At 69.9% G+C, this 24,439-nt stretch carries 22 protein-coding genes and 1 pseudogene; 7 read left to right on the forward strand and 16 right to left on the reverse strand.

Annotation, left to right across the window (positions count from 1 at the left end):
* Positions 1–30: 30 nt before the first annotated feature.
* Complete coding sequence (locus F9C11_RS39320) at positions 31–1,290, forward strand: aspartate aminotransferase family protein (RefSeq protein WP_409182404.1); 1,260 nt, start codon at positions 31–33, stop codon at positions 1,288–1,290.
* Between the two features lies 1 nt (position 1,291).
* Here the strand turns inward: F9C11_RS39320 and F9C11_RS39325 are convergent, their stop codons facing one another.
* Positions 1,292–1,792, reverse strand: a complete 501-nt coding sequence (locus tag F9C11_RS39325; protein ID WP_409182405.1) for a DUF3558 domain-containing protein — start codon at positions 1,790–1,792, stop codon at positions 1,292–1,294.
* Positions 1,793–1,936: 144 nt separating this feature from the next.
* On the opposite strand from F9C11_RS39325, the gene F9C11_RS39330 reads away from it, so the two are divergent.
* The gene (locus F9C11_RS39330) at positions 1,937–4,291 is read left to right on the forward strand and encodes a penicillin acylase family protein (RefSeq protein WP_409182406.1); all 2,355 of its coding nucleotides are present in this window, start codon (positions 1,937–1,939) and stop codon (positions 4,289–4,291) included.
* On the opposite strand, the gene F9C11_RS39335 is transcribed toward F9C11_RS39330, so the two are convergent.
* Positions 4,275–4,673: a hypothetical protein gene (locus tag F9C11_RS39335; protein WP_409182407.1), complete on the reverse strand. Its 399-nt coding sequence runs from the start codon at positions 4,671–4,673 to the stop codon at positions 4,275–4,277. The two genes, F9C11_RS39330 and F9C11_RS39335, sit on opposite strands and share 17 nt — an antisense overlap.
* Positions 4,674–4,884: 211 nt before the next feature.
* Here F9C11_RS39335 and F9C11_RS39340 point away from each other — a divergent pair, with 211 nt between their 5' ends.
* Entirely contained in the window at positions 4,885–5,685 is an 801-nt protein-coding gene (locus tag F9C11_RS39340) for a sensor histidine kinase (RefSeq protein WP_409182408.1), read from the forward strand.
* Positions 5,670–6,185, forward strand: a pseudogene (locus F9C11_RS39345) (response regulator); the annotation flags it as partial. The gene F9C11_RS39340 and the pseudogene F9C11_RS39345, both read left to right, overlap by 16 nt.
* A gap of 55 nt (positions 6,186–6,240) precedes the next feature.
* Here F9C11_RS39345 and F9C11_RS39350 read toward each other — a convergent pair.
* Positions 6,241–7,893 carry a glutamate--tRNA ligase gene (locus F9C11_RS39350; RefSeq protein ID WP_409182409.1) on the reverse strand — a complete coding sequence of 551 codons (1,653 nt, stop codon included), beginning with the start codon at positions 7,891–7,893 and terminating at the stop codon, positions 6,241–6,243.
* A 170-nt stretch (positions 7,894–8,063) separates the two neighbouring features.
* Between F9C11_RS39350 and F9C11_RS39355 the strand changes: the two genes are divergently transcribed.
* A complete protein-coding gene (locus tag F9C11_RS39355; protein WP_409182410.1) occupies positions 8,064–8,735 on the forward strand; it encodes a PadR family transcriptional regulator in 672 nt (223 codons plus the stop codon).
* Here the strand turns inward: F9C11_RS39355 and F9C11_RS39360 are convergent.
* The gene (locus F9C11_RS39360; RefSeq protein ID WP_409182411.1) at positions 8,675–9,493 is read right to left on the reverse strand and encodes a class I SAM-dependent methyltransferase; all 819 of its coding nucleotides are present in this window, start codon (positions 9,491–9,493) and stop codon (positions 8,675–8,677) included. The two genes, F9C11_RS39355 and F9C11_RS39360, sit on opposite strands and share 61 nt — an antisense overlap.
* Positions 9,494–9,604: 111 nt before the next feature.
* Here F9C11_RS39360 and F9C11_RS39365 point away from each other — a divergent pair, with 111 nt between their 5' ends.
* Positions 9,605–10,447 carry a VOC family protein gene (locus F9C11_RS39365; RefSeq protein ID WP_409182412.1) on the forward strand — a complete coding sequence of 281 codons (843 nt, stop codon included), beginning with the start codon at positions 9,605–9,607 and terminating at the stop codon, positions 10,445–10,447.
* Positions 10,448–10,452: 5 nt separating this feature from the next.
* Here the strand turns inward: F9C11_RS39365 and F9C11_RS39370 are convergent, their stop codons facing one another.
* From F9C11_RS39370 to rpsB, 5 genes are all read right to left on the reverse strand, one after another.
* Entirely contained in the window at positions 10,453–11,298 is an 846-nt protein-coding gene (locus tag F9C11_RS39370; protein WP_409187076.1) for a phosphatidate cytidylyltransferase, read from the reverse strand.
* A gap of 488 nt (positions 11,299–11,786) precedes the next feature.
* Positions 11,787–12,344 carry a ribosome recycling factor gene (gene frr, locus F9C11_RS39375; protein WP_009074501.1) on the reverse strand — a complete coding sequence of 186 codons (558 nt, stop codon included), beginning with the start codon at positions 12,342–12,344 and terminating at the stop codon, positions 11,787–11,789.
* 49 nt (positions 12,345–12,393) lie between these two features.
* Positions 12,394–13,140: a UMP kinase gene (pyrH, locus tag F9C11_RS39380; protein WP_101435129.1), complete on the reverse strand. Its 747-nt coding sequence runs from the start codon at positions 13,138–13,140 to the stop codon at positions 12,394–12,396.
* Between the two features lie 96 nt (positions 13,141–13,236).
* Positions 13,237–14,052, reverse strand: coding sequence for a translation elongation factor Ts (tsf, locus tag F9C11_RS39385; protein WP_409182413.1), 816 nt, complete (start codon positions 14,050–14,052; stop codon positions 13,237–13,239).
* Positions 14,053–14,134: 82 nt separating this feature from the next.
* Positions 14,135–15,019 carry a 30S ribosomal protein S2 gene (gene rpsB, locus F9C11_RS39390; RefSeq protein WP_409182414.1) on the reverse strand — a complete coding sequence of 295 codons (885 nt, stop codon included), beginning with the start codon at positions 15,017–15,019 and terminating at the stop codon, positions 14,135–14,137.
* A gap of 1,171 nt (positions 15,020–16,190) precedes the next feature.
* Here rpsB and F9C11_RS39395 point away from each other — a divergent pair.
* Positions 16,191–16,712: a murein hydrolase activator EnvC family protein gene (locus tag F9C11_RS39395; protein ID WP_409187077.1), complete on the forward strand. Its 522-nt coding sequence runs from the start codon at positions 16,191–16,193 to the stop codon at positions 16,710–16,712.
* Between the two features lie 565 nt (positions 16,713–17,277).
* Here the strand turns inward: F9C11_RS39395 and F9C11_RS39400 are convergent.
* From F9C11_RS39400 to F9C11_RS39430, 7 genes are all read right to left on the reverse strand, one after another.
* Entirely contained in the window at positions 17,278–18,126 is an 849-nt protein-coding gene (locus F9C11_RS39400) for a FliA/WhiG family RNA polymerase sigma factor (RefSeq protein ID WP_043827786.1), read from the reverse strand.
* Positions 18,127–18,235: 109 nt separating this feature from the next.
* Complete coding sequence (locus tag F9C11_RS39405) at positions 18,236–19,255, reverse strand: tyrosine recombinase XerC (protein WP_409182415.1); 1,020 nt, start codon at positions 19,253–19,255, stop codon at positions 18,236–18,238.
* Positions 19,256–19,306: 51 nt separating this feature from the next.
* A complete protein-coding gene (gene dprA / locus F9C11_RS39410) occupies positions 19,307–20,479 on the reverse strand; it encodes a DNA-processing protein DprA (RefSeq protein WP_409182416.1) in 1,173 nt (390 codons plus the stop codon).
* 659 nt (positions 20,480–21,138) lie between these two features.
* Positions 21,139–22,650, reverse strand: a complete 1,512-nt coding sequence (locus F9C11_RS39415; protein WP_409182417.1) for a YifB family Mg chelatase-like AAA ATPase — start codon at positions 22,648–22,650, stop codon at positions 21,139–21,141.
* The gene (locus F9C11_RS39420) at positions 22,650–23,030 is read right to left on the reverse strand and encodes a YraN family protein (RefSeq protein WP_409182418.1); all 381 of its coding nucleotides are present in this window, start codon (positions 23,028–23,030) and stop codon (positions 22,650–22,652) included. Before F9C11_RS39420 ends, F9C11_RS39415 begins: the two co-directional genes overlap by 1 nt.
* Before the next feature lie 241 nt (positions 23,031–23,271).
* Positions 23,272–23,595 (reverse strand): DUF2469 domain-containing protein, encoded by a 324-nt coding sequence (locus tag F9C11_RS39425; RefSeq protein ID WP_003096226.1) that lies wholly within the window; start codon positions 23,593–23,595, stop codon positions 23,272–23,274.
* Positions 23,592–24,380, reverse strand: coding sequence for a ribonuclease HII (locus tag F9C11_RS39430; protein WP_409187078.1), 789 nt, complete (start codon positions 24,378–24,380; stop codon positions 23,592–23,594). The genes F9C11_RS39425 and F9C11_RS39430 overlap by 4 nt, the downstream gene beginning before the upstream one ends.
* Positions 24,381–24,439: the final 59 nt, after the last annotated feature.

Consider the following 24,439-nt stretch of genomic DNA (forward strand, 5'->3'; position numbering starts at 1 on the left):
GGCGCTCGGACCGGCTCTACCGTCGAAGACATGGCCACCGACACCTTCTGGTCCGACGTCGACCGGCACCTCGTCCGCTACGCCGGCCCCGGCTCGTTCACCGGCGAGATCATCGACCGCGCCGAGGGGAGCTTCGTCTTCACCGAGGACGGGCGGCGGATCCTCGACTTCACGTCCGGGCAGATGAGCGCGATCCTCGGGCACGCGCATCCGGAGATCGTCGAGACCGTCCGGAAGCAGGCGGCGAAGCTCGACCACCTGTTCAGCGGGATGCTGAGCCGTCCGGTGGTCGACCTCGCCCGGCGGCTGGCCGAAACACTGCCGGACCCGCTGGAGAAGGCGCTGCTGCTCACCACCGGCGCCGAGTCCAACGAGGCCGCGCTGCGGATGGCCAAACTGGTGACCGGCAAGCACGAGGTCGTCTCGTTCGCCCGGTCCTGGCACGGGATGACGCAGGCCGCGGCGAGCGCCACCTACAGCGCGGGCCGCAAGGGCTACGGTCCGGGCGCGCCCGGCAACTTCGCGATTCCGGTGCCCAGCGGGCCGGACTGGCCGCAGCAGCTGGACCTGGCGTTCGAGTTGATCGACGCGCAGTCGGTCGGCAGCCTCGCCGCCTGCCTGGTCGAGCCGATCCTCAGCTCCGGCGGAATTCTCGTGCCGCCGCCGGGCTATTTCCCCGCGCTGCAACGGAAATGCCGGGAACGCGGCATGCTGCTGATCCTCGACGAGGCGCAGACCGGGTTGTGCCGCACCGGAACCTGGTACGCCTTCGAGCACGACGGCGTGGTTCCGGACATCCTCACGGTGTCCAAAACGCTCGGTGCCGGTCTGCCGTTAGCCGCGGTGCTGACGAGCGCGGAAATCGAGCAGGAAGCCCACGAACGCGGGTACCTGTTCTTCACCACGCACGTCTCGGATCCGCTCCCGGCCGCAGTCGGAAACACTGTCCTGGACGTGCTGCTCCGCGACCGCCTGGACGAACGCGCCCGCCAGCTCGGCGACCGGCTGCGCACCGGGCTGGAGGAAATCGCGGCGCGGCACGAGGCGGTCGGCGAGATCCGCGGCCGTGGCCTGCTCGCCGGACTGGAACTGAGCGGCGGCGGACCGGACGCGGACAAGCTCGGCGCGCGCGTGACGCAGCGGTGCCTCGAACTCGGGCTGCACCTGAACATCGTGCAGCTGCCCGGCATGGGAGGGGTGTTCCGGATCGCGCCGCCGCTGACCGCCGCCGACGGCGAGATCGACCTCGGACTGTCCATTCTGGACGAGGCGATCGGGGACGTCTCGTAGCTCAGCGCGGGATGCGGCCCGCGATCGCGGTCGCCGCCTTCCTGCCGATGTCGCAGGTGTCCGCGGTGACGGTCACCACCTCGTGCGTCGTCACCGCGAGGAGGACCGCGCAGGTGCTGGCACCCGAGGCGGCGACCTCGATCGTGCCCGCCGGGTACCCGGCGATGTCGGGGATCGGCTTGACCGTCGGGTTCTTGAACAGGCCGAAGTAGCCCTTGAGATCGACCTCGGAGATGAAGATCCCGTAGCCGCTGCCCTGGCACCAGCGACCGGCGGTCTTGGCCGCGGCACCGCTCTTCTGGCTGAGTTCCGGCACGTCGGCGGGCTTGAGCAGGCTGCACGGGTCGGTGTTCGCGAGCGGGGTGTCGGTCTTGCCGTCCGGCGCGGCACCGCGGTCGGCGGTCCGGACCGTCTGGTCGCCTCCCTCGGTGCTGCCGCCGCAGGCCGCGAGCCCCAGCACACCTGCCAGGACCACAGCGGCCGGCACTGCCACATTGCGCATCGATTCCCCCCGGGGTTCGGTATGCGCAGGGACAGTACGGCACCCGGAGTCCGGTTCCCCCTACTCCTCCCGGTTCAGGGGTGGGTCCCCGCCCCGGCCGCGATTAGCGTGCGCGGGGTCAACACTGCTGCCGGGGGTGGGGAAATGCGGTCCAAAGCTACCGTCCTGATACTCGTTCTGACGCTGCTCGGCACCGCCCCAGCCGCGGCCTCCACGAGCACCGTCGCGCTCGACGGTCTCAGCCGTCCGGTCGACCTGCTCGTCGACAAATGGGGCGTCCCGCACATCTACGCCGCCAACACCTCGGACCTGTTCTACGCACAGGGATTCACCGTCGCCCGCGACCGGCTCTTCCAGCTCGACACGTGGCGCCGCCGAGGGCTCGGGTTGCTCAGCGAGGTGCTCGGCGAGTCCTATGTGGACCAGGACCGCGCGGCCCGGCTGTTTCTCTACCGCGGCGACATGCAGCGGGAATGGGCCGCCTACGGTCCCGAGGCCAAACTCGCCGCCACCCGGTTCGCCGAGGGGATCAACTCCTACGTCGACTGGCTCGCCAAGCACCCCGAAGCCGTCCCGCCGGAGTTCGGCAGGCTCGGGTACCAGCCGTCGCGCTGGCGGCCCGAGGACGTCGTCCGCATCCGCACGCACGCGATCGGCGAGAACCTCACGTGGGAGGTGGTCCGCGCGCAAATGGTGTGCCAGGCCGGGCCGAAGGCGAGCAAATACCTCCGCAGCCTGCACCCCGACCACGAGGCCGCGGTGCCCGAAGGCCTCGATCCCTGTTCCGTCCCCGGCGACGTGCTTTCCGTCTACAACAAGGCGACCGCGGCCGTCACGTTCCCCCACGGCGTCGCCGGGTCGCAGGACATCGCCGACGCCACCAGCGGCAGCAACTCGTGGGCGATCGGCCCCGGCCGCACCGCCACCGGACGGCCGATCCTCGCCAGCGACCCGCACCGCCGCTCCGACTCGCTGCCGTCCGGTCGTTATGTCGCCCAGCTTTCCGCGCCCGGGCTGAACCTCACCGGCGCGGGCGAACCGTGGAACCCGGGCATCGCCATCGGACACAACGATTCCGTCGCGTTCGGCCTGACCAACCTGCCGGTCGACCAGACCGACCTCTACGTCTACGACCTCGACCCCGCCGACCATGGCCGGTACCGCTACCGCGGCGGCTGGGAGCCGATCACCAAGATCACCGAAACCATCCCGGTGCTCGGCGGCCAGCCGGTGACCCGCGAACTGTCCTTCACCCGGCACGGCCCGATCGTGAAGGTCGACGAGGCGGCCCACCGGGCGTTCGCCGTGCGCACCGCGTGGACCGAACCGGGCAGCGCGGCGTATCTCGGCAGCCTGAACTACCAGCGGGCCCGCGACTTCAGCGAGTTCACCGCCGGAATGCGCACCTGGGGCACGCCCGGGTCGAACCTCGTCTACGCCGACGTCCACGGCGACCTCGGCTACGTCCCCGGCGCGCTGACCCCGCGCCGCACCGGGACCGGATACGACGGCCTGCTGCCCGTCCCCGGCGACGGCCGCTACGAGTGGAACGGCTTCCACGCCAACTCCGAACTCCCGTGGCAGCACAACCCGCCTGCCGGATTCTTCTCCTCCGCCAACGACTACAACCTCCCGCCGAACTTCCCGGTGGTGTCCAACTACGAATGGCAGCTGCCTTATCGCAAGGAGCGGATCGACGAGCTGATCACGTCGACGCCGCGCGCCCGCGTCGCCGATTCGCTCGCCATCCAGCGCGACGAAAAATCCTTGCTGGCCACGAGGCTCGTCCCGTTCCTGCGGAATCTCTCCTCGACGGACGCGGACACCGCGAAAGCGCTCGACCTGCTGCGCGGTTTCGACGGCTTCGCCTCGGTGGATTCCGCGCCCGCCGCGCTGTACGAAACCTGGCTGCTGAAGTACCTCCACAGCGGCTGGGCGCACGCGACGCTCCCGCAAGCCGCCGCGGACATCCTCTCCAGCACCATCAATCCGGACTTCAGCCTCGTGCTCGCGTCCTTCGCCGACCCGGACGCGTGGTTCGGCCCGGGCGGCGCGGCCAAACGCGACAAGCTGATCCTCGACACCCTCCCGCTCGCCTTCCGCGACGTCGCCGGAAAACTCGGCGGCGACCCGGCGAAATGGCGCTGGGGTTCGCTGCAGTACCAGGAGTTCGTGCACCCGGCGGGCGGCCCGAACGTCGGCCCGAACCCGGCAGGCGGCGACTACCAGACCGTCCACCCGTCGTTCTTCCATCCGTTCACCTACCAGCAGCTCAATGGCGCGACCTTCAAAATGGCGCTCGACGTCGGCAATTGGGACGCGTCGCGGGCGATCAACGCGCCCGGCCAGTCCGGCGACCCGCGCAGCCCGCACTACCGCGACCTGAACGACCTGTGGGCGTCCGGCGGCTCGTTCCCCCTGCTGTCGAGCCGCCCGGCCGTCGAACGCAACCTCGACACCCGCATCCGGCTGATCCCGCGGGTCACTTCGGGAAGGTAGCCCGCGACCGGACGAGCGGAACCGCCGCGCCCGCCAGCACGATCGCGCAGCCGGTCTGCGCCAGCAGGAACCAGAGCGGGCACACGCCGGGGATCAGGTCGACGCCGACGATCGCGACCGGCGCGACGATCGCGACGAACCGCATCCGCTCGTAAGCCTTGCGCGATCCCCGTGCCGCGGCCGAAACCAGCCACCACGCGACCGCGGCGCTGACGGCCACCACCCCGGACCGGATCCACATGAAGCTGGACACCTCTCCGCCGGAGAGGGCCAGCGCCGCGATCGCGCCGAGCACGACCGCGCTCACCGCTCCGTAAGCCACGACGAACCCCTTCGCCAAGCCGAGCAAGTCCCGTGCGGCGGGGCGTTCGATGGTCTGCATCACTGTTCTCCCTTGTGGTTTCCCGTTGTGCCAGCAACGCTAGGAAGCCGCGGCCTGGCCCGGTATGGGCCTGGCCGCTTGAGCAGGTGGGCCTGGACCCACTCCTGTCCTCGGGCGGCGGGAATCCGGCGGTTCGTGGTGCACAGTGGACCGGGAAGCCGGAGGGACAAGGGGACGAACCGATGCGAGTACTGCGGTCCTGGTCGCGCTCGTGCCGCTGGCCGGCGTCGTCGTGGCCTTCCTGGCACTGACGAACCTCCCGAGCGGCTACGCGGCCGGTCTTCTGGTCACGATCGCGACCGCGCCCTACGCGTGGCGGAGCGTCGCCCCGGTGGCCACCCGGTTCCTGGGCGCGTCCGCGACCATGGAGCTGGCCGACCGGGTCGACACCCTGACGGCGTTGCGCGCGGACACGACCATCGCGCAAGCCGCGGAAATCCGCCGTATCGAACGGGATCTGCACGACGGCGCGCAAGCCCGGCTGGTCGCGCTCGGCCTCGCGCTGGCGACGGCGGAGAAGCTGATGGAGACGAATCCCGAGCAGGCCAAGGAATTGCTGCGCGACGCCCGGGCCGGCGCGGCCACGTCGCTCGCCGAATTGCGCGAGCTGGTCCGCGGCATCAGCCCGCCGGTGCTGAACGAACGCGGTCTCGTCGACGCGGTCCGCGCGATGGCGATGGACCTGCCGCTCGACGTGACCGTGGAAGCCGATCTGCCCCGTCCGCTCGATCCGCCGATCGAATCCGCGCTGTACTTCGGAATCGCCGAATTGCTCGCCAACGCGGTGAAGCACGCCCACGCGGCGCGGGTGCGGGTTTCCCTGCTGCAGGAAGGAAACCGGCTGTGCGCCGAGGTCGAGGACGACGGCCGCGGCGGGGCCGAAATCCGCCCGGCAGGCGGACTCGCCGGACTGCGCCGCCGCCTCGCGGTCTTCGACGGCACCGTGGAGATCACCAGCCCGGAAGGCGGGCCGACCCGAGCGTGGATGATGGTGCCCTGCGCATCGTCGTAGCCGAAGACCTCTACCTGCTGCGGGACGGGCTCGTCCGGCTCCTGCAGGCGTACGGCCACGAGGTGGTGGCGACCGCGACGACTGGTCCGGAAACCGTCGCCGTGCTGCGCGAACACCGGCCGGACGTCGCCGTGGTCGACGTCCGGATGCCGCCGACGCAAACCGACGAGGGCCTGCGTGCGGTGCTCGCCGCGCGCCGCGAGACGCCCGGGCTGCCGGTGCTGATCCTGTCGCAGCACGTCGAGCAGCTCTACGCCCGCGAGCTGCTGGCCGCCGGGGCCAGCGGCGTCGGATATCTGTTGAAGGACAGCGTTTTCGAGGCCGAACAGTTCATCGACGCCCTCGAACGCGTCGCGGCAGGCGGCACGGCGATGGACCCGGCGGTGATCTCGAAGCTGCTCACGAGCGGATCACCGGATCAGCGCCTCGGCTCGCTGACCGAACGCGAGCGTTCGGTGCTGGAGCTGATGGCGGAAGGCCTGTCCAACGCGGCCATCGCCGGCTGACCTACCTCAACTCGTGAGTGTTGATCACGGTTAGAACCGTGATCAACACTCACGACACCAGATTGCCGAAGCGGCGCAACGTTTCCTCCGCGCCCAGCGCCTGCGTGATCGAGTGCAGGTCCGGGCTGCGAGTCGACCCGGTGATCGCGATCCGGATGATCTGCGACGCCTCGCGGATCGAACCGGGGTAGGCGTCCGGATCCTTCTTGTACTCCTTGGCGTTCTTGGCGAACCCGTGCTTCGCCGCGACGTCGCGGATCTGCTGGAACCACTCCTGGCCGTCGTCGAGCTGCTGGTAGGCGGACACGAAGTCCGAGGCCACGGCGCGCACGACGTCCGCCGGGACGCCGAGCGCGGCGATCCGCTCGTCGTCGGGACCGGTCGCCGCCTGGTGCAGCTGCGGGAAGAAGAACCCGTAGACGGCGCGGAACTCGCTCCACTTCTTCAAGTCCTTGCGCGGGTTCTCGACGCCCTCGCGCTCCACCGCCAGCGCGCGCAACGCCAGCTCCCGCGAAGACTCCAGGACCGCCTTCAGCTCCGGGTCGAACCGCTGCGCCCATTCGAGCACCGCCGCGAGGATCTCCTCGCCGGACAGCGTCGCGACGTAGTCGGCGGCGAGGTCGTCCAGCTTCACCAGGTCCACGAGCGGACCGGCGACCCCGCATTCGTCGAGGTTGATCGGCGCGTCGAGCGCTTCGGGCAGCGGCATCTCGGCGAGCCGGCCGTTCGCCAGGCCGCGCAGGTAGTACAGCACCGCCGGGACCGGGTAGCCGGCTTCGAGGTAGAAGTCGACGGAGGCTTCCGGGTCCTTGCGCTTGGACAGCTTCCGCTTGCTGCCGCCCTCCTGCTTCATCAGCGGCGCGATGTGCGCGTACTGGATCGGCTCGAAGCCGAGCGCCTCGAAGAGCTGCTGGTGCGTGGGCACCGACGAGATCCACTCGTCGCCGCGGATCACCAGGTTCACCCGCATCAGGTGATCGTCGACCGCGTGCGCGAAGTGGTAGGTCGGCAGCCGCGGGCTCTGGTCGGAGCTCTTGAGGATCACCACGTCGTTGCGGTTGGCCTCGGCCTCGATGGTGCCGCGGATCGCGTCGGTGAAGCGCACGCGCTGGCCGGTGTCGTCGGGCGCGCGGAAGCGGACCACCCACGGCTCGCCCGCGTCGAGCTTCGCCTGCACGTCGGCCGGGTCGGCGTCGCGCCAGATCGCCCACGAGCCGTAGTAGCCCGTCGGGAGCTTCGTGGCCTGCTGCCGTGCGGTGATGGCCGCCAGCTCGTCCTTCGTCGCGAAGTCGATGTACGCGCGGCCTTCGCGCAGAAGGTGGCGTACGTAGGTGAGGTAGATCTGCTCGCGCTCGGACTGCCGGTACGGGCCGTAGTCGCCGCCGCGCACCGCGTCCTCGTCGGCCTTCAGCCCGAAGTACGCGAAGCCGCGCTCGAACTGCTCCAGCGCGCCCTCGACCTCGCGCGACTGGTCAGTGTCCTCGACGCGCACCAGGTAGCGGCCCTCGGAACGGCGCGCGACGTCCTGGTCGATCGTCGCGACGTAGATGCCGCCGATGTGCACGAAGCCGGTCGGCGACGGGCCGAACCGGGTCACCTTCGCGCCGTCGGGCAGCTGCCGGGCCGGATAGCGCTGTTCCCAGTGCTCAGGCTCGGGCAGATCCGCGGGGAACAGGGCGTCGATGACCGCACGGTCCAGCATCGGAGGTCGGGTCTCCCAGGTCGTTCGGGTGTTTTCGCTAGTGCTTCGAGTATCGCCGACCCCGGTGTCCGCCGGTCGGTCAGGTCCCCGGGTTGTCGCTAAGGTTGCCAACCGACCGGTTCCGATATATCGTGAACGTGTCGCAACAGTTCGAGAAAGGAACCAAGACCATGAACCGACGACGACACCCCTTCCCCGGCGGACGCTCGTTCCCCGGCGGACATCACGAACACGGCGAGCACGAAAGGCACGGACGGTCCTCGTTCGGGCCGTGGGGCCGGGAATTCGGCGAGTTCGGCTTCGGGCCGGGCGGACCTGGCGGGCGCGGCAGGCGCGGCCACGGTCCGGGCGGACGCCGCGGCCCCAGGCGCGGACGGCGCGGCGACGTGCGGGCGGCGATCCTCGTCTTGCTCGCGGAACAGCCGCGGCACGGGTACGAGATCATCCGCGAGATCGGCGAGCGCAGCGGCGGGCTCTGGAAGCCCAGCCCCGGCTCGATCTACCCGACCCTGCAGATGCTGGCCGACGAGGGCCTGGTCGTGAGCCGCGACGAGAGCGGCAAGAAGCTCTTCGAGCTCACCGACGAGGGCCGCGCCGCCGCCGAACAGCAGACCGGCACCCCGCCGTGGGAGCACTTCACCGACGACGTCGAACCGGTCGAGCACGATCTGCGCAAGGCAGGCGCGACGCTCGCCGCGGCCGTTGTGCAGGTGATGCGCGCGGGCAGCGAGAACCAGCAGGCCCGCGCGGTGGACGTGCTCAACGAAGCACGCCGGTCGATCTACTCGATCCTCGGCGAAGTCGAAGACGACGAGCCGGGCTCCGGCGAGGCAGCCGAGTGACCGGGCAGGACGAGGCCGGTGGGCTTGACGCGGCAATGCACGCGATAGCCCACCGGCAGCGTCACCTTGCCCGCTCCCGGGTTCAACCGGCGCGTGTCGGCGATCGCCCGCTGCGCGACCTTCGCGCTGAACTCGATCTTCAACACTGATTCCGCCGCGGCGAAGTCCGCGAAGCGCCAACGCGTGCGTACGCGCCGACAGTTGAAGCCGTGCGCGGCGAAGAAGCGTTCTACCGCAGGCGGGTCGTAGTGCGGCAAATCTGCCCGCATCCACCCGCCGTACGGCTCACTGGTCACGTCGAGGTCGACGATCATGATCGATCCTCCGGGCCGCAGCACCCGTTCCGCTTCGCGCAATCCGGGTTCGCAGCCAGGGCCGAAGAAATACGCGGTGCGCGCGTGCACGATGTCCACACTGGCGTCGTCCACCGGCAACCGCTGCGCTCGTCCCACGCGAACCCGCACGTTCTCCAGGTCCCGCACCCGTCGTTCCGCGTCCCGCGCGAGCGGCGGGTGCGGTTCGATCCCGAGCACCGAACGCGCGTCCTCGGCGAAAAGCGGCAGGTGGTATCCGTCGCCGCAGCCGAGATCGAGGACGTCGAGACCGGTCCAGTCGCGCTCTTCGCGCAGTACGCGCCAAATCTCGCCGTCCGCGTCCTGCGCCCGGTTCTCCACGTCGTAGACGTGCTGGTGATACCAGATGTTCGGGCTGGGAACGACTTCTTCGGACGCCGCCGGACCGCGGAACAACCAGCGCACGGCACTCCTTTCCGTCTCGGGGGCGCCGGCGGGCGCGGCGGCTTTCCCGCTCAGAGCGTAGAACCCCGCCCGTCCGAATACACTTCTCCCTCGTCGGGGAGGAGACACGCAATGTCGATCGGCTGGCCAGGCTCCCGCACGATCCCCGCAGGGTTGCCCTGCTGGATCGAGGTGGCGTGCCACGACGAAGCTCGCACCCAAGAGTTCTACTCCCGCCTTTTCGGCTGGGACTACGAAACCCGGCGCGATCCCGCGTCGCCCACCGGCCGGTACTCCATCGCCTCGAGCGACGGGGTGGCCGCCGGTGGTCTGTACCAAGCCGGGCCCCGCAGCGCGCCCGGCTGGACGCTGCAGCTCGCCGTGCCGCACACCGCGAGCGCGGCCGAATGGGTGGAACACCTGGGCGGCCAGGTGACGCTCGGGCCGATCGCGATCCCCGAACGGGGCAGCATCGTGCACGCGATCGACGCGTGCGGCGCGCCGGTGGTGTTCTGGGAAGCCCCGCCGGACTGGCAGTTCGCGAGCGGCGTGCCCAACACGTTCAGCGGCGCGGACCTCAACACACACGACGGCGTCGCCGCGGACCACTTCTACACCAAGCTGTTCAACTACTCGAGCCGTCAGGTCGGAGACGGCGAAAGCGTGGACTATGCGGAATATTCCATTGAGCACACGGCGGTGCTGTACCGCTACGTGATGGGCCCCGAATACCGCCGGGACACTCCCCCGCACTGGCTCGTGTACTTCGAGGTCGACCCCGCGCGCGGCGCGGACGCGGCGGCGGGCGAGGCGTTGATGCTGGGCGGTTCGGTGGTGATCGAGCCGTACGACACCCCGTTCGGCCGCACCGCGATCCTCGCCGATCCGGACGGCGCGGTGTTCGCGGTGATCGACCACTCGCGGGTGCTGGAAGACGTGGGCCGCGCCGAGGTCGACGACCCGTACGACGACTGAGGGATTCAGGCCGGGACGAAGGCCGACAGCAGCAGCCAGGACACGACGGCCGAGGGAAGCAGCGAGTCGAGACGGTCCATGATGCCGCCGTGGCCGGGCAGCAGGGTGCCCATGTCCTTGATGCCGAGGTCGCGTTTGATGAGCGATTCGACGAGGTCGCCGAGCGTCGCGGTGAGCACGATGGCCGCGCCGAAGATGACGCCCTGCCAGGCGTGGCCGTCCAGCATCAGGCTGATCGTGAGCACGCCCGCGACGATGCCCGCGATCATCGAACCGGCGAAGCCCTCCCAGGACTTCTTCGGGCTGATCGTGGGCGCCATCGGATGCTTGCCGCCGAGCACGCCGGCGATGTAGCCGCCGGTGTCGGAGGCGACCACGCCGATCAGGAACGTGAGCACCCGCCCGACCCCGTCGTGCGGCGGCACGAGCATGGCCGCGAACGCACCGAACAAGGGCAGGTACGCGGCAGCGAAAACGGAGGCGCTGACGTCGCGCACGTACCCCTTCGCGCCGCCGGGCAACCGCCACAGCAGACAGGCGAGCACGGTGAGCACGAACGCGGTGAGCGCGCCTTCCCGGCCGAACGGCCAGGCCAGCCAGATCATCGCCTGCCCGCCGACCAGCACCGGAATCAGCGCGACCTTGGTGTCCGCGACCCGCCGCAGCACCCCGGAGAACTCGAAAGTGCCGACCGCGATCGCGGCGGCGATGACCCCGATGAAGAGAAACCGAACGGTAAGCAGGGAAACGATGATCGCGGCCCCGAGCAACAGCCCGACGCCGATCGCAGCGGGAAGATTCCGCCCGGCCCGGGACGCCTTCTTCTCCGGTTCGGGCTTTTCGCCATTCACGGGGTGGGCTTCGGCTTTCGCGCCCTTGCCCGGCCTGCCCGCAGGAATGCCCTTCGTCCCCTTGCCCGGCCCCGTCGCGGCTTGCCCGCCCTGGCCCGGCTCAACCGCAGCTTTCGCGCCCGTGCCCGGCCCGCTCGCGGCTTTCCCGCTCTGGCCCGGCCCAACCGCAGCTTTCGCGCCCGTGTCCGGCCCGCCCGCAGCTTTCCCGCCCTGGCCCAGCCCGCCCGCGGAAACGCCTTTCGCGCCCTCGTCCGATCCGCCCGCGGAAACGCCCTTCGCGCCCTTCGCCAGCCGGTCCGCGGTCTCCGCCTGATTCCCCAGCGCAGCACCGGATTCCGCGCGCGCATCCGCCGCGGAGTCCGTTTTCCGCTGCGCGGCAGGCGGTTCCGGAGCCGGTTCCAGCCGCGAAACCGGGTCCGGCTCGGCGGCCGGGCCCGGTGGCGGGGTGTCGCTCACCCGCTCGTCGCGTTCCTCGCTCACCTGGCTCATCAGACCTCGAGCAGCTCTGCTTCCTTGTGTTTCACCAGTTCGTCGACCTGGTGCACGTAGGTGTCGGTGAGGTTCTGCAGCTCCTTCTCGGCGCGCGCGACCTCGTCCTCGCCCGCTTCGCCGTCCTTGGCGATGCGGTCGAGTTCTTCCTTGGCCTTGCGGCGGATGCTGCGGATCGAGACGCGGGCGTCCTCGCCCTTGCCCTTCGCGACCTTCACCATCTCCTTGCGCCGCTCCTCGGTGAGCTGCGGGATGACGATGCGGATGACGTTGCCGTCGTTGCTCGGGTTGACGCCGAGGTCGGACTCGCGGATCGCCTTCTCGATGGCGTTCAGCTGCGTCTGGTCGTAAGGCTTGATCAACGCCATCCGGGCCTCCGGCACGTTGACGCTGGCCAGCTGGTTCAGCGGCGTCGGCGCACCGTAGTACTCGACGACGATGCGGGAGAACATCGACGGGTGGGCCCGCCCGGTGCGCACCGACGTGAGGTCTTCCTTCGCGACGGACACCGCTTTTTCCATCTTCTCCTCGGCGTCGAGGAGGGTCTCGTCGATCACGGCTACTCCCGGTGTTGTGTTGTCGGACCTGAGCTTGATCCCAGCAGGTCTAGGCGGACGCCTCGTCGGCGGGGGTCGAGACCAGCGTGCCGATCCTCTCACCGCCCACCGCGCGGGCGATGTTGCCCTCGGTGAGCAGGTTGAACACGATGATCGGCATCTTGTTGTCCATGCAGAGGCTGAACGCGGTGGCGTCGGCGACCTTGAGGCCGCGCTCGAGCACCTCGCGGTGGCTGATCTCGTGGAACATCTTCGCGTCCGGGTCGGTCTTCGGGTCCGCGGTGTAGACGCCGTCCACGGCCTTGGCCATCAGCACGGCTTCGCAGCCGAGTTCGAGCGCGCGCTGCGCGGCGGCGGTGTCGGTGGAGAAGTACGGCATGCCGACGCCGGCGCCGAAGATCACGACGCGGCCCTTCTCGAGGTGCCGTTCCGCGCGGCGCGGGATGTAGGGCTCGGCGACCTGGCCCATCGTGATCGCGGTCTGCACGCGGGTCGGGAGGCCTTCCTTTTCGAGGAAGTCCTGCAGCGCGAGGCAGTTCATCACGGTGCCGAGCATCGCCATGTAGTCGGCGCGGTCGCGGTCCATGCCGCGCTGGGACAGCTCCGCGCCGCGGAAATAGTTGCCGCCGCCGATCACCACCGCGATCTGCACTCCGGTGCGCGCGACGTCGGCGATCTGCTGGGCGACGGAGTGCACGACGTCGGGGTCGACGCCCACCGCGCCGCCGCCGAACATCTCGCCGCCCAGTTTCAGCAGCACCCGGCGGTATCCGCCCTCGACCCGGTCCTCACCCATGTCTGTCGCCTCCTGCCCCTCGGTAGACCCGACTGTGCCCCGTCCCCGATGCGCGGAGACGGGGCACAGTGCCAGAACCTAGTCCCAGTGCCTCGCTCAGGCCTGGCCGACCTCGAACCGGGCGAACCGGGTCAGGGTCACGCCGGCCTCTTCGAGCAGGGCCTTGACGGTCTTCTTGTTGTCCTTGACCGACGGCTGCTCGAGCAGCACGTTGTCCTTGTAGTACGCGTTGACCTTGCCCTCGATGATCTTCGGCAGCGCCTGCTCGGGCTTGCCTTCCTCGCGGGCGGTCTGCTCGGCGATGCGGCGCTCGTTCTCGATGATCTCGGCCGGCACCTCCTCGCGGGTCAGGTACTTCGCGCGCAGCGCGGCGACCTGCATGGCGGCGCCGCGGGCAGCGTCGACGTCGTCGCCGGTGAACTCGACCAGCACGCCGACGGCCGGCGGGAGGTCGGAGCCGCGGCGGTGCAGGTAGATCGCGGTCTGGCCCTCGAACGACACCACGCGGCGCAGCTCGAGCTTCTCGCCGATGCGGGCCGAGAGCTCCTGCACGACCTCGTTGACCGGCTTGCCGCCCAGGTCAGCGGCCTTCAGCGCCTCGACGTCGCTGGTCTTCAGCGCCTTCGCGGTCTCGACGATCTTCGCCGCGAGCTGCTGGAACTCGTCGTTCTTGGCGACGAAGTCGGTCTCCGAGTCGAGCTCGATCATGACGCCGCCGTCGCCGGCGACCAGGCCCTCGGCGGTGGCGCGCTCGGCGCGCTTGCCGACGTCCTTGGCGCCCTTGATGCGCAGGAACTCGACAGCCTTCTCGAAGTCGCCGTCGTTCTCCTCGAGGGCCTTCTTGCAGTCCATCATGCCCGCGCCGGTCATCTCGCGCAGGCGCTTCACGTCAGCGGCGGTGTAGTTCGCCATCGTGTTGAATCCGTCCGTTTCAGGTACGTGTGCGGTGAGCGCCGTCCGGGCGGCCCTGCGCGGACCGCCCGGACGGGGTGGATCAGGAGTTGGCCGGAGCCTGCTCGCCGGTCGCTTCCGCGGTCTCGGCCGCGGCGGCGGTCTCGGTCGCGGCAGCGGCCTCGGTCGCGTCGGCGGCGGCGGTCTCCGAGCCCGCGAGGAGCTCCTTCTCCCACTCGGCCAGCGGCTCGTCCGAAGCACCGGTCTCCGGCTTCGCGTCGGCCGAGGCGCCGTTGCGGCCGGAACGGGCCATCAGCCCGGCCGCGGCGGCCTCGGCGACGACCTTCGTCAGCAGCGCGGCGGAACGGATCGCGTCGTCGTTGCCCGGGATCGGGTAGTCGACCTCGTCCGGGTCGCAGTTGGTGTCGAGGATCGCGACGACCGGGATGTTGAGCTTGCGAGCCTCGCCGACGGCGATGTGCTCCTTCTTGGTGTCGACGATCCACACCGCGGACGGCACCTTGGCCATGTCCCGGATGCCGCCCAGGGTCTTCTCGAGCTTGTCCTTCTCGCGGGTCAGCGTGAGGATCTCGCGCTTGGTCAGGCCGGCGAAGCCGCCGGTCTGCTCCTGGGCCTCGAGCTCCTTCAGGCGGAGAAGGCGCTTGTGGACGGTCTGGAAGTTGGTCAGCATGCCGCCGAGCCAGCGCTGGTTCACGTAGGGCATGCCCACGCGCGCGGCCTCGTTGGCGATGGCTTCCTGAGCCTGCTTCTTGGTGCCGACGAACATGATGGTGCCGCCGTGCGCGACGGTTTCCTTGATGAACTCGTACGCACGGTCGATGTAGGTCAGCGTCTGCTGCAGGTCGATGATGTAGATGCCGTTGCGCTCGGTGAAGATGTAGCGCTTCATCTTCGGGTTCCACCGACGGGTCTGGTGCCCGAAGTGCACGCCGCTGTCGAGCAGCTGCTTCATGGTGACGACGGCCATTGCCGGAATCACACCTTTTCTGTACTCGCGCGCTCCCGCTGTCGGTTTCGACCCGCCCGCGGAGGCGCTGTTCCGGTTAGTCGCCCGCGACCGGGAGGTCATGGGCCCTGGTGCCGCGACCGATGCCCGGACCCGCGGGTTCGAAGTGCGCAACCCCCAGGGACCGCCGGACACCGTGCGCCCCTCCGTCCGGGTTCCCGCCAGAAGCGGCCCGTCCGGGGACGCGCGCACGTGCACGCGAAGTCAGCCCAGCGAGTGGACTGCGGAATTGATTCTACCCCCTGCCACCAGGCCCGCCCCCGCGGGCGGCCTTCGCCCCGCCGGGGGTTGTCCACAACTGTGCCTGCCTGTGGACAACCCCCGCTGATCAGCCGGTTTCCGTCGGGCGGTGGTCGAGGATGGGGACATGACCACGACTCGTTCTTTTTCCGCAGGTTTCCGTCCCGCTGATTCCCTTGCTGCTGCCGCGCCGGGTTCGTCTTCGACATCGAGTGCGGCCGGTGCGGAGGTCTCGCCTGTGCCCGGCGTGGGCAGAGGCCAGTCCGGCCGCTCGTCGAATCCATCCCCAACCCCGAACACAGCGGGCGAGGCACCGTCGCCTGTGCCCCGCCCAGACCGAGAGGCAAGCAGCCAATCCAAACTCTCGCCGAATCCGGCTTCGAAATCGCGCGCGGCCTGTGCCGCGCACTCGTCCGCACCTCGCCCGGACCGAGAGGCGAGCAGCGAGTCCAGTCCCTCGGCACCGCTGGTGTCCCCGGGGCCGGAGACGCCTCACCCGGTAGTTCTGGCAACCGCCGCGCTGCTCGCTGAGCAGCCGTCCGCGGCCACCGCTCTCCTGAACCCAGGCGATACCGCCCGGCCCGCCGTTTCGACGCGCCCGCTCCCCAGGACCGGCCGTCACCGCAGAACACCCGCCAGACCGCCCAGAATCCGCACCGTTTTCCGCCGCGTCTGGAATCGCGCGACCTCCGCCGCCCGCCACACTCTCTTCATCTCCCGGAGGCTCGTCCGCCCACCGCACTCCCCGACGGCAACGACCCTCTTGCCGAGCATCCGGATCTCCCTGCCGTGCGATTTCAGCTGGGGCCACCCGCCCCTGCGCCTGGCCGGAGCAGGCGGCGAACTCCGGTTGTTCAGCCAGCGCAGCCGCACAAGCACCACCCGAACGTGGCTGATCCTGGCGACGGTCTTGACTCTGTCCGCAGGTTCGGCAGCCCTGATCAACGCCCGAGCCGACGCCGCCTCCTTCCAGCCCTCCCCAGAGGAACCCGGCCGCCTGGCCTGGCCCCTGACGCCCCGCCCGCACGTCACCCGCAACTTCGAACCACCCGCGACCCCGTTCGGCCCCGGCCACCGAGGCGTAGACCTGGAAACTGCCGCCGGACAACAGGTACTGGCGGCCGACAAGGGAGTAGTGGTGTTCGCCGGTCAAGTAGCCGGCCAGGGAGTAGTCGCCCTGGACCACGACGGCGGCCTCCACACCACCTATCTCCCGATCACCCCGACGGTCGCCGCCGGAGACCAGATCTACCGGGGCCAGCCCCTGGGAACGGCGGCTCCAGGCCACCCCGGCTGCCCGACCGCCGCCTGCCTGCACTGGGGAGCCCGCCGCGGCACGGAATACATCGACCCGCTGGCCTTGGTCGGCACCCCAAGCCGGGTGCGGCTCAAGCCGTGGGCCGAAGGCCCGTGACGGTCCGCTCACTCCCACCCGCCAGAGCCGAGATTGCTCGCGAAATCCAGTCCCCGGAAGGAGGTGTGCGCAGGGAACGAGACGATAAGGGGGGTCGGTCTCAGAGGCGCCCAACTCGCCGCCAACGGCCTGCTCCGCGAGCAATCTTGGCCAGGCGTCTACCAACCGGGCCATTCGCAGCGGGGCGATCCAGAACAACCAGCCACGCCTGCCACCGGCCACCGGGCACCGGGCACCGGGCAGGGGCCACTCGCGACCGCCGACCGTAGAGCGAGCCCGAGCCAAACCGCCCGGCCCGGCAGACCAATCCTCAACCGACAACTCCGTGGGAGGCCGACAGCCGAAACCACCTACGCCACCCAAGGTGGCCCACCGCTGGCCGCGGCAACCCGTCGCGACGGTCTGGCAGCCAGGCCGTCACAACGCAGTCGGCTTCCAGCCGTCGGGGTGATTTCCAGCCAAAACCGCTTTCGCCGTGGCCGGAGTGGCACCAGGCAGCCCGCTGCAAACCCTCGCGGCGGTCCAGCAGCCAGCCTGTCGCGGTCTGGTCGATCCCGGCCGGAGGTCAGCCGCTGGGCTGTTCCATCAGCTTGGCGCGCAGCCGCATCACCGCGCGGGTGTGCAGTTGGCTCACGCGGGATTCCGTGACGCCGAGGACTTTGCCGATTTCCGCCAGGGTCAGGCTTTCGAAGTAGTAAAGGCTGACGACGATCTTGTCGCGGTCGGTGAGCTGCGCGATGGCTTCGGCGAGCTGGCGGCGGTTGTCCTGGTCCACGAGGACGGCCACCGGGTCGACCGCGCCGTCGTCGGGCAACGTGTCGACGAGCGAGCCGGCGTCTTTGCCCGCGGCGACTAGGTCTTCCAGTGCCACCACGCTGGTCAGGCGGAGCTGGCCGTAGAAGTCGCGCAGGTCGTCCAGGCTGATGCCCATCTCGCCGGCGAGTTCGGCGTCGGTCGGGGTGCGGTGCAGGCGGGCGCCCAGGCGTTCCAGGGCTCGGGCGGTTTCCTTCGCCTTGCTGCGCACCGCGCGCGGGACCCAGTCCTGGGAGCGCAGGTCGTCCAGGATCGCGCCGCGGATGCGTTGCATCGCGTACGTCTCGAAGCGCAGGCCGCGTTCCGGGTCGAATTTCTCGATCGCGTCGACCAGCCCGAAGATGCCCGACTGCACGAGGTCGCCGACGTCTACGTGCGTCGGCAGACCGGTGCCGACCCGGCCCGCGACGTACTTCACCAGCGGTGCGTAGTGCAGCACCAGCCGGTCGCGCGAGGTCTGGTCCGGTTTGTCGGCGAACTGCTGCCACAGCGCCTGAATCCCCGCGTCGACGTCCTGACCAGGACGACCGTCCCCATTGACGGCGTCCTGCACGCCGGGGCGTTCCGCCCCGGCTTCCGTGACCTGCGACGTGGAAGTCATTGCACGGTCGTTCTCGGCGTGCTGCTCAGTGTGGTCTCCGTGCTCGTGCGGATGCGCGTGCGCCGACGGTTCGGCCCTGCCGTCCCCGGCCGAGCCGCCGCCGGCCTCTTCAGGCCCGCGGGTGTGCTCGGTCATGGATCGCCTTCAGCCGATCGACGGTCACATGAGTGTAGAGCTGGGTCGTGGCCAGCGTAGCGTGACCAAGCAGTTCCTGAACGCTCCTGAGATCGGCACCTCCTTCGAGCAGATGCGTCGCGGCGGAATGCCTTAGCCCGTGCGGCCCCATGTCCGTTGCGCCGGGCACCGCGGCCACCGCCTCGTGCACCACGCGGCGCGCCGCGCGCGGGTCCAGCCGCTTGCCGCGGACGCCCAGGAACAACGCCGCCGGCGGCGTTTCCCCAGCCAGGGCGGGCCGTCCGTCCTCCAGCCACGCGGTCAGCGCCTCGGCCGCCGGGACGCCGAACGGGACGGTCCGCTCCTTGTCTCCCTTGCCGACCACCGAAATCACGCGGCGCGAAAAGTCCACGCTGCCGACGTCCAGCCCGCACAATTCCGCCACCCGAATGCCGGTTGCATACAGCAATTCGACCAATGCGCGGTCACGCAGAGCAACCGGATCCCGTTCGGCTGCCCCTTTCGCGGAGGCGTCCATGAGCGCGTCGGCCTGCTCGGCGCGGAGCACGCCGGGCAGCGTCCGATGGGTGCGCGGCGCGGCCAGCCGGCCGCCCGGGTCCGACTTCAGCACACCGGTGCGGTGCGCCCAAGCCGTGAAGGTGCGCGCGGCCGCGGCGCGGCGCGCGAGGGTGGTGCGCCCGGCACCGTCCGAGCGCTGCCTCGCGAGCCACGCGCGCAGCTGCGTGACGTCCAGGTCCTCAAAGCGCCGCGCGGGACGGTCGTCCTCCCCCACGGTCAGGAACGCCAACAGCGAAACGACGTCGCCGACGTACGCGCGCACGGTGTGCGGCGACAGCCCACGCTCCAGCGACAGATGCCGTTCGTAATCGGCCACCACCGACTCGGCCGACTCCGGCAATTCGGCGCGAAGAGCACGAAGATCGGGTCGTGGCGGGAGTTTCCGGTGTCCACCCGGACGCGGGACCGCGTCCTTGCGCGCACTCGCTGAGGGCATGACGATTACGCTGCGCGAACCATCGCCATTGGTCAAGCATCGCCACGCCCATCATCGGCTGGCCGTTCGCACTATCTGCCGCCAGCCGGTCTCGCCGCGCACCGCGAAGCCGTCGATTTCCAGTGCGGGCAACAAGGCGCGAACTCGGGAAACGGGTACTCCCGCGCTTTCCGCGACCTCCTCCGGCGTCCGTCCGGCCCGGGGCAGCAACGCGTCGTAGACCCTCGAGGCCTCCGGACCGAGATTGTCCGTCGGCCGCCGAGTCTGCTCGGCCGCCGGAGCCGCGGTGCCGAATCGGCCCACGGTTTCGAGCACCTCGTCGACTGAGGTGACCAACGTGGCCTTGCATTCCCGGATCAGCGCGTGACAACCGGCTGAACTGCCTGAATGCACCGATCCCGGCATCGCCATCACCACCTTGCCGAGCGCGCCCGCGATGGTGGCGGTGTTGCGCGCGCCGCTGCGGATCCCAGCCTCCACAACGAGTGTGCCGTCGGTGAGACCTGCGATAAGGCGGTTGCGCACCAGGAATCGATGCCGCGCGGGCGGTGTCTTAGGCGCGTACTCGCTGACGATCGCCCCGCCCTCGGCGACGATGCGGTCCAGCAAGCCGCTGTTTCCGGTGGGATAGGCGTGGTCGACCGCGCAACCGAGGAGCGCGACCGTGACCCCGCCGCCGCTGAGCGCGCCTCGGTGGGCGGCGGCGTCGATGCCGAGGGCGGCACCGGAGAAAACCGGTACTTGTCGAGTTGCCAACGCATGGCCGATCTCGAGGGCGTTCTGCAGGCCGTAGTCCGTGGCCAGCCGAGCGCCGACGACCGCCACCGCGCGGTCCGCGACTTCGGCCAGGCTCGCGTGGCCGCGCACCCACAACCCGAGTGGCGCGGCCACGTGCTTCACGCCGTTTCCGCTCGCGACCGCCAGCGACAACAACGGCCACGCAGGCCATTCGTGGTCTTCCGGAACTATGAGCCGGGCGCCGGCTTTGGCGGCCTCTTCGAGATCTTGTTCCGCGATCGTGGATTCCCGCCGCGCGGCCGTTTCGCGGAAAACCTTTTCGGGACAGTCCCCGGCCCGGACCCGCTCGGCCGCCGCGACCGGGCCGTGTGTGCCGACGAACTCCAGCAAGTGCGGTGCCGGTGGTTCGGCGACACCGAGCAGATAGGCGCGAGCGAGCCTCTCGGAGTCGGTCGCCGCGGTCTGGTCCTCGACGGCGATGCTCACGCCGCACCTCTTCGGCCGCCAGGGTTTTCAGAGCGGACGACCGCGAGGTGGCGATGCAGTGCCAGCCGTTCTCGAACCCGGACCGGGTCGTGTTCGGGACGGACTTCCCGGTGCCGCACCGGATGCAGATGCCGGACGATCTTGTGCTGGGGCGTCTTCGGCCTGCGGTGCCGGGCGCGCGGCGAGGAGGAGGGGATGGCTCGGTGGGACATGGTGTTTTCCTTTCGGTGAAGGTCCGGGCGGGCGGGTTTGCCTGTCCGGCGTTGGGACATCTGGTCCGCCATGGGGGTCGGGTCGGTAAAGGTCCGGGCGGGTTTGCCTTTCCGGGGTTAGGACATCTGGTCGGGCAGGCGGATCGGGTGCGGCTATTCGCCGCGGTGGGGGGCGAACAGCCGCCGGACGGGTTCGCCAGGCGCGGCTGAGCGGAGCACCAGAACCACCTGCCGCGGCCGGGCGATCCGCCGCGGCAATGCCCAAGCCGCGCGAAACCCGAGCCGGAAGCGGTCGGGCAGGGTCGAGCGACGAGACACCCGCGGCCAAGGCTCGATGGCAGAACAGCGGTCCATAGAGGGCGGACCCTGCCGCTGGGCCGAGCGAGCTGCTGCCACCGGGTTTCGAGGGCCGGGCTTGGCGTGGAGTTCGGTGCTCCCGGGACGGGGTCAGCCGGTTTTGCGTTCTCGGAAGTCCAGGGCCGCGGTGACGTGGTCGGTGTCGGGTTGGGGCAGGGCGGCCAGGTCGGCCAAGGTCCAGGCGATGCGCAGGCATCGGTCGGCTCCTCGGGCGGTCAGCAGGCCGCGGTCCAGTGCTCGGTCCAGTACTGCGGTGGCGGGCGGCGGCAGCGCGAAATCTCGGCGCAGGACCGGGCCGGGGACTTCGGTGTTGGATTGCCAGCCGTGTTCTCGCCAGCGGTGTTTGGCGCGGTCTCGGGCGGCCAGGACTCGGGCTCGGACCGTTGAGGACGGTTCGGGGGTGGTGGATTGGTGCGCGGAAATGGCGGTCAGGGGGCGCAGGCGGACGCGGAGGTCTACTCGGTCCAGGAGAGGGCCGGAGAGGCGGGACAGGTAGCGGCGGCGGGTGGTGACTGAGCAGGTGCAGTCGGTTTCTCGGGGCGGAGCACAGGGGCACGGGTTGGTGGCGAGCACAAGCTGGAACTGGGCGGGATAGCGGACGACGCCTTTGGCGCGGGCGATGCGGACTTCGCCTTCTTCCAGGACGGTGCGGAGCGAGTCGAGGCGCTGGTTGCCGAATTCGCAGGCCTCGTCCAGGAACAAGACCCCTCGGTGGGCACGGCTGATGGCACCGGGGGCGGCCAGGCCGGTGCCGCCGCCGATGAGGGCCGGCGGGCTGATCGAGTGGTGCGGGGCGACGAACGGCGGGACTTTCACCAGGGGCGACGACTTCGACAGGGAGCCGTCTACGGAGTGGATGGCGGTTACTTCCAGGGACTCCTCCGGAGACAGATCAGGCAGCAGGCCGGGGAGGCGTCTGGCGAGCATGCTTTTGCCGACTCCGGGCGGGCCGGTCAGCAGGAGGTGGTGGCCGCCCGCCGCGGCGACTTCCAGGGCCCATCTCGCTTCTGGCTGGCCTACTACGTCGGCCAGATCGGGGACTGCCGCGGGGGCGGCCGCGGCAGGGGCGGCGGGCGGTTCCAGTTCGCCTTCGTCTTTGAGCCAGGCGATGAGTTCGGCCAGGCGGGTTGCTCCGGAGACTTCCAAGCCGTCCACCAGGGCGGCTTCCACCAGCGATTCGGTGGGGACCACGGCGCGTTCGTGGCCCGCGGCTTTGGCGGCGAGCAGGCCGGGGAGGACCCCGCGCACGGGGCGGATTCGGCCGTCCAGAGCCAGTTCTCCCAGCAGGATCGTGTGCAGGAGTTTGCGGGCTGGGACAGCGCCGATGGCGGCCAGGACCGCGGCGGCGATGCCCAGGTCGTAGCCGGAGCCCATTTTCGGGAGGTTGGCGGGCGACAGGGCCAGCGTGATTTTGCCGTCCGGCCAGGGTTGGCCGGAGTTGCGGACTGCCGAGCGGACTCGGTCCTTCGCTTCGCGGAGGCCAGCGTCGGGGAGGCCGACCAGCGTGACCCGGCTCAGGCCGCCGCCCAGGTCGGCTTCGATTTCCACTACGCGGCCTTCGATGCCGAGCAACGCGACGGACCAGGTTTTGGCGTGGGGCATCAGAAAGCTCCGACCAGATGCCGGACGACGGGCTCTTCGCCGGCCGGCGCGTAGACGGTCACGACGTCGTAGCGGACGCGGCACCAGCCGACCCGGTGTTCCTTCAGCCAGCGCATGGCGGCTCGGTGGACGCGGTCGATCTTGTCCGGAGTGACCGACTCCGCCGGAGTGCCGTAGGCGGTGCTGGAGCGAGTCTTGACCTCGCAGAAGATCACCCGGTCGCCCTCGGACAGGACCAGGTCCAGTTCGCCCTCGCGGCAATGCCAGTTGCGGCTGAGCAGGACCATGCCGGCGGCCTGCAGATGCCGGGCGGCCAGGTCCTCACCCCAGCGGCCGAACGTCCGGCGCCAATGCGCGCCGGGGTGCGGGCCGTCGTTCATGGTGTCCCCCTCGGACAAGCGTGAGCACCGCCGATCACGGTGCGTGTGCTGTCACCATCGCAGCGTGATCAAACCCCGCGCCAGGGGAATTCAGCGCAGCTGTGGATAACCCGGGGGTTGTGGATCAGCACTGGCCGGAGAGGGAGAAAGTCAGCCGGATTGTCGGTGCGGTGTGCGGGGGGCTGGAGAACGACGAAGGCCACCCGGCAAGTGCCGGGTGGCCTTGTGGCCGAAGCGGGGATCAGCCCGAGAACGGGCCGTCCTCGGGGAGCCGCAGGTCGGGTTTGTCCAGTTCTTCGACGTTGACGTCCTTGAAGGTGATCACCCGGACGTGTTTCACGAACCGGGCGGGGCGGTACATGTCCCAGACCCAGGCGTCCGACATGCGCACCTCGAAATACACCTCGCCCCCGCCGTCGCGGACCTGGACGTCCACCGCGTTGGCCAGGTAGAACCGCCGCTCGGTCTCCACCACGTACGAGAACTGGCCCACTATGTCGCGGTACTCGCGGTACAGCGAGAGCTCCATCTCGGTCTCGTACTTCTCGAGATCCTCTGCGCTCATGAAATCCGCGCCCCTCCTCGCATTCGTCCTGCTCCGGCGGCGGAGCGTTCATTCTTACCCACCGAGCGGCCCGGGGCACGGACCGGCCCGCCCGCTTTTTCCAGGGCATTCTCCAGTGCAGCGTAGGTGAGCACGACCGGATGCGGGGCAGTGAGTCCGTGCGCGAGCGCGACGGTGGCGACATTCGTGTAGGACCAGCGGTGCACCGGGCTCGGGCCGTGCTCACTCAGCGCAGCCAGATGGTCCGAGGTGCTGTAGCCCTTGTGCACGTCGAACCCGTACACCGGCAACTCTTCGTGCAGGCCGGCCATGATCCGGTCCCTCGTCACCTTCGCCAGCACCGACGCCGCCGCGATGCTCGCGACACTGCGGTCTCCCTTGATCACCGCGACATTCGGCGCGGGGATGCCGGGAACGGGGAAGCCATCGGTGAGGACGTATCCGGGATGGGTGCGCAGACCGGCGACGGCGCGGCGCATGCCCTCCAGGTTCATCACCCGGATGCCCAGCAGGTCCACCTGCTCGGAGGGAATGACGATCACCGAGTAGTCGAGGGCGCGTTGCAGGACACGGTCGTAAACCCGGTCCCGGGCCTTCGCGGTGAGCATTTTCGAATCGGTCAGCTCGGGCAATCGCGCGGCGTCGCCGGGACGGAGCACGCAGGAAGCCACCACGAGCGGGCCCGCGCAGGCTCCCGCACCGGCCTCGTCTACCCCGGCGACCGGGCCGAGACCGCGGCGTTCGAGTGCGCCTTGCAGACCCCAGAACAGCTCGCCGCGCACCACTGCCCGCGGCGGGCGCAGCGGTTCTGCCGGAGTACGGGGAGGAGGGAGAGTCACCGAAA

The organism is Amycolatopsis sp. VS8301801F10 (genome assembly GCF_046195355.1).
In the GTDB taxonomy this organism is placed as follows: domain Bacteria; phylum Actinomycetota; class Actinomycetes; order Mycobacteriales; family Pseudonocardiaceae; genus Amycolatopsis.

Bases quoted from the DNA above. Each gene is read 5' to 3' on its own strand.
- F9C11_RS39320 (WP_409182404.1), top strand. From the start codon at position 31: ATGGCCACCGACACCTTCTGGTCCGACGTCGACCGGCACCTCGTCCGC.
- F9C11_RS39325 (WP_409182405.1), bottom strand. From the start codon at position 1,792: ATGCGCAATGTGGCAGTGCCGGCCGCTGTGGTCCTGGCAGGTGTGCTG.
- F9C11_RS39330 (WP_409182406.1), top strand. From the start codon at position 1,937: ATGCGGTCCAAAGCTACCGTCCTGATACTCGTTCTGACGCTGCTCGGC.
- F9C11_RS39335 (WP_409182407.1), bottom strand. From the start codon at position 4,673: ATGCAGACCATCGAACGCCCCGCCGCACGGGACTTGCTCGGCTTGGCG.
- F9C11_RS39350 (WP_409182409.1), bottom strand. From the start codon at position 7,893: ATGCTGGACCGTGCGGTCATCGACGCCCTGTTCCCCGCGGATCTGCCC.
- F9C11_RS39355 (WP_409182410.1), top strand. From the start codon at position 8,064: ATGAACCGACGACGACACCCCTTCCCCGGCGGACGCTCGTTCCCCGGC.
- F9C11_RS39365 (WP_409182412.1), top strand. From the start codon at position 9,605: ATGTCGATCGGCTGGCCAGGCTCCCGCACGATCCCCGCAGGGTTGCCC.
- pyrH (WP_101435129.1), bottom strand. From the start codon at position 13,140: ATGGGTGAGGACCGGGTCGAGGGCGGATACCGCCGGGTGCTGCTGAAA.
- tsf (WP_409182413.1), bottom strand. From the start codon at position 14,052: ATGGCGAACTACACCGCCGCTGACGTGAAGCGCCTGCGCGAGATGACC.
- rpsB (WP_409182414.1), bottom strand. From the start codon at position 15,019: ATGGCCGTCGTCACCATGAAGCAGCTGCTCGACAGCGGCGTGCACTTC.
- F9C11_RS39400 (WP_043827786.1), bottom strand. From the start codon at position 18,126: ATGACTTCCACGTCGCAGGTCACGGAAGCCGGGGCGGAACGCCCCGGC.
- F9C11_RS39405 (WP_409182415.1), bottom strand. From the start codon at position 19,255: ATGCCCTCAGCGAGTGCGCGCAAGGACGCGGTCCCGCGTCCGGGTGGA.
- F9C11_RS39415 (WP_409182417.1), bottom strand. From the start codon at position 22,650: ATGCCCCACGCCAAAACCTGGTCCGTCGCGTTGCTCGGCATCGAAGGC.
- F9C11_RS39420 (WP_409182418.1), bottom strand. From the start codon at position 23,030: ATGAACGACGGCCCGCACCCCGGCGCGCATTGGCGCCGGACGTTCGGC.
- F9C11_RS39425 (WP_003096226.1), bottom strand. From the start codon at position 23,595: ATGAGCGCAGAGGATCTCGAGAAGTACGAGACCGAGATGGAGCTCTCG.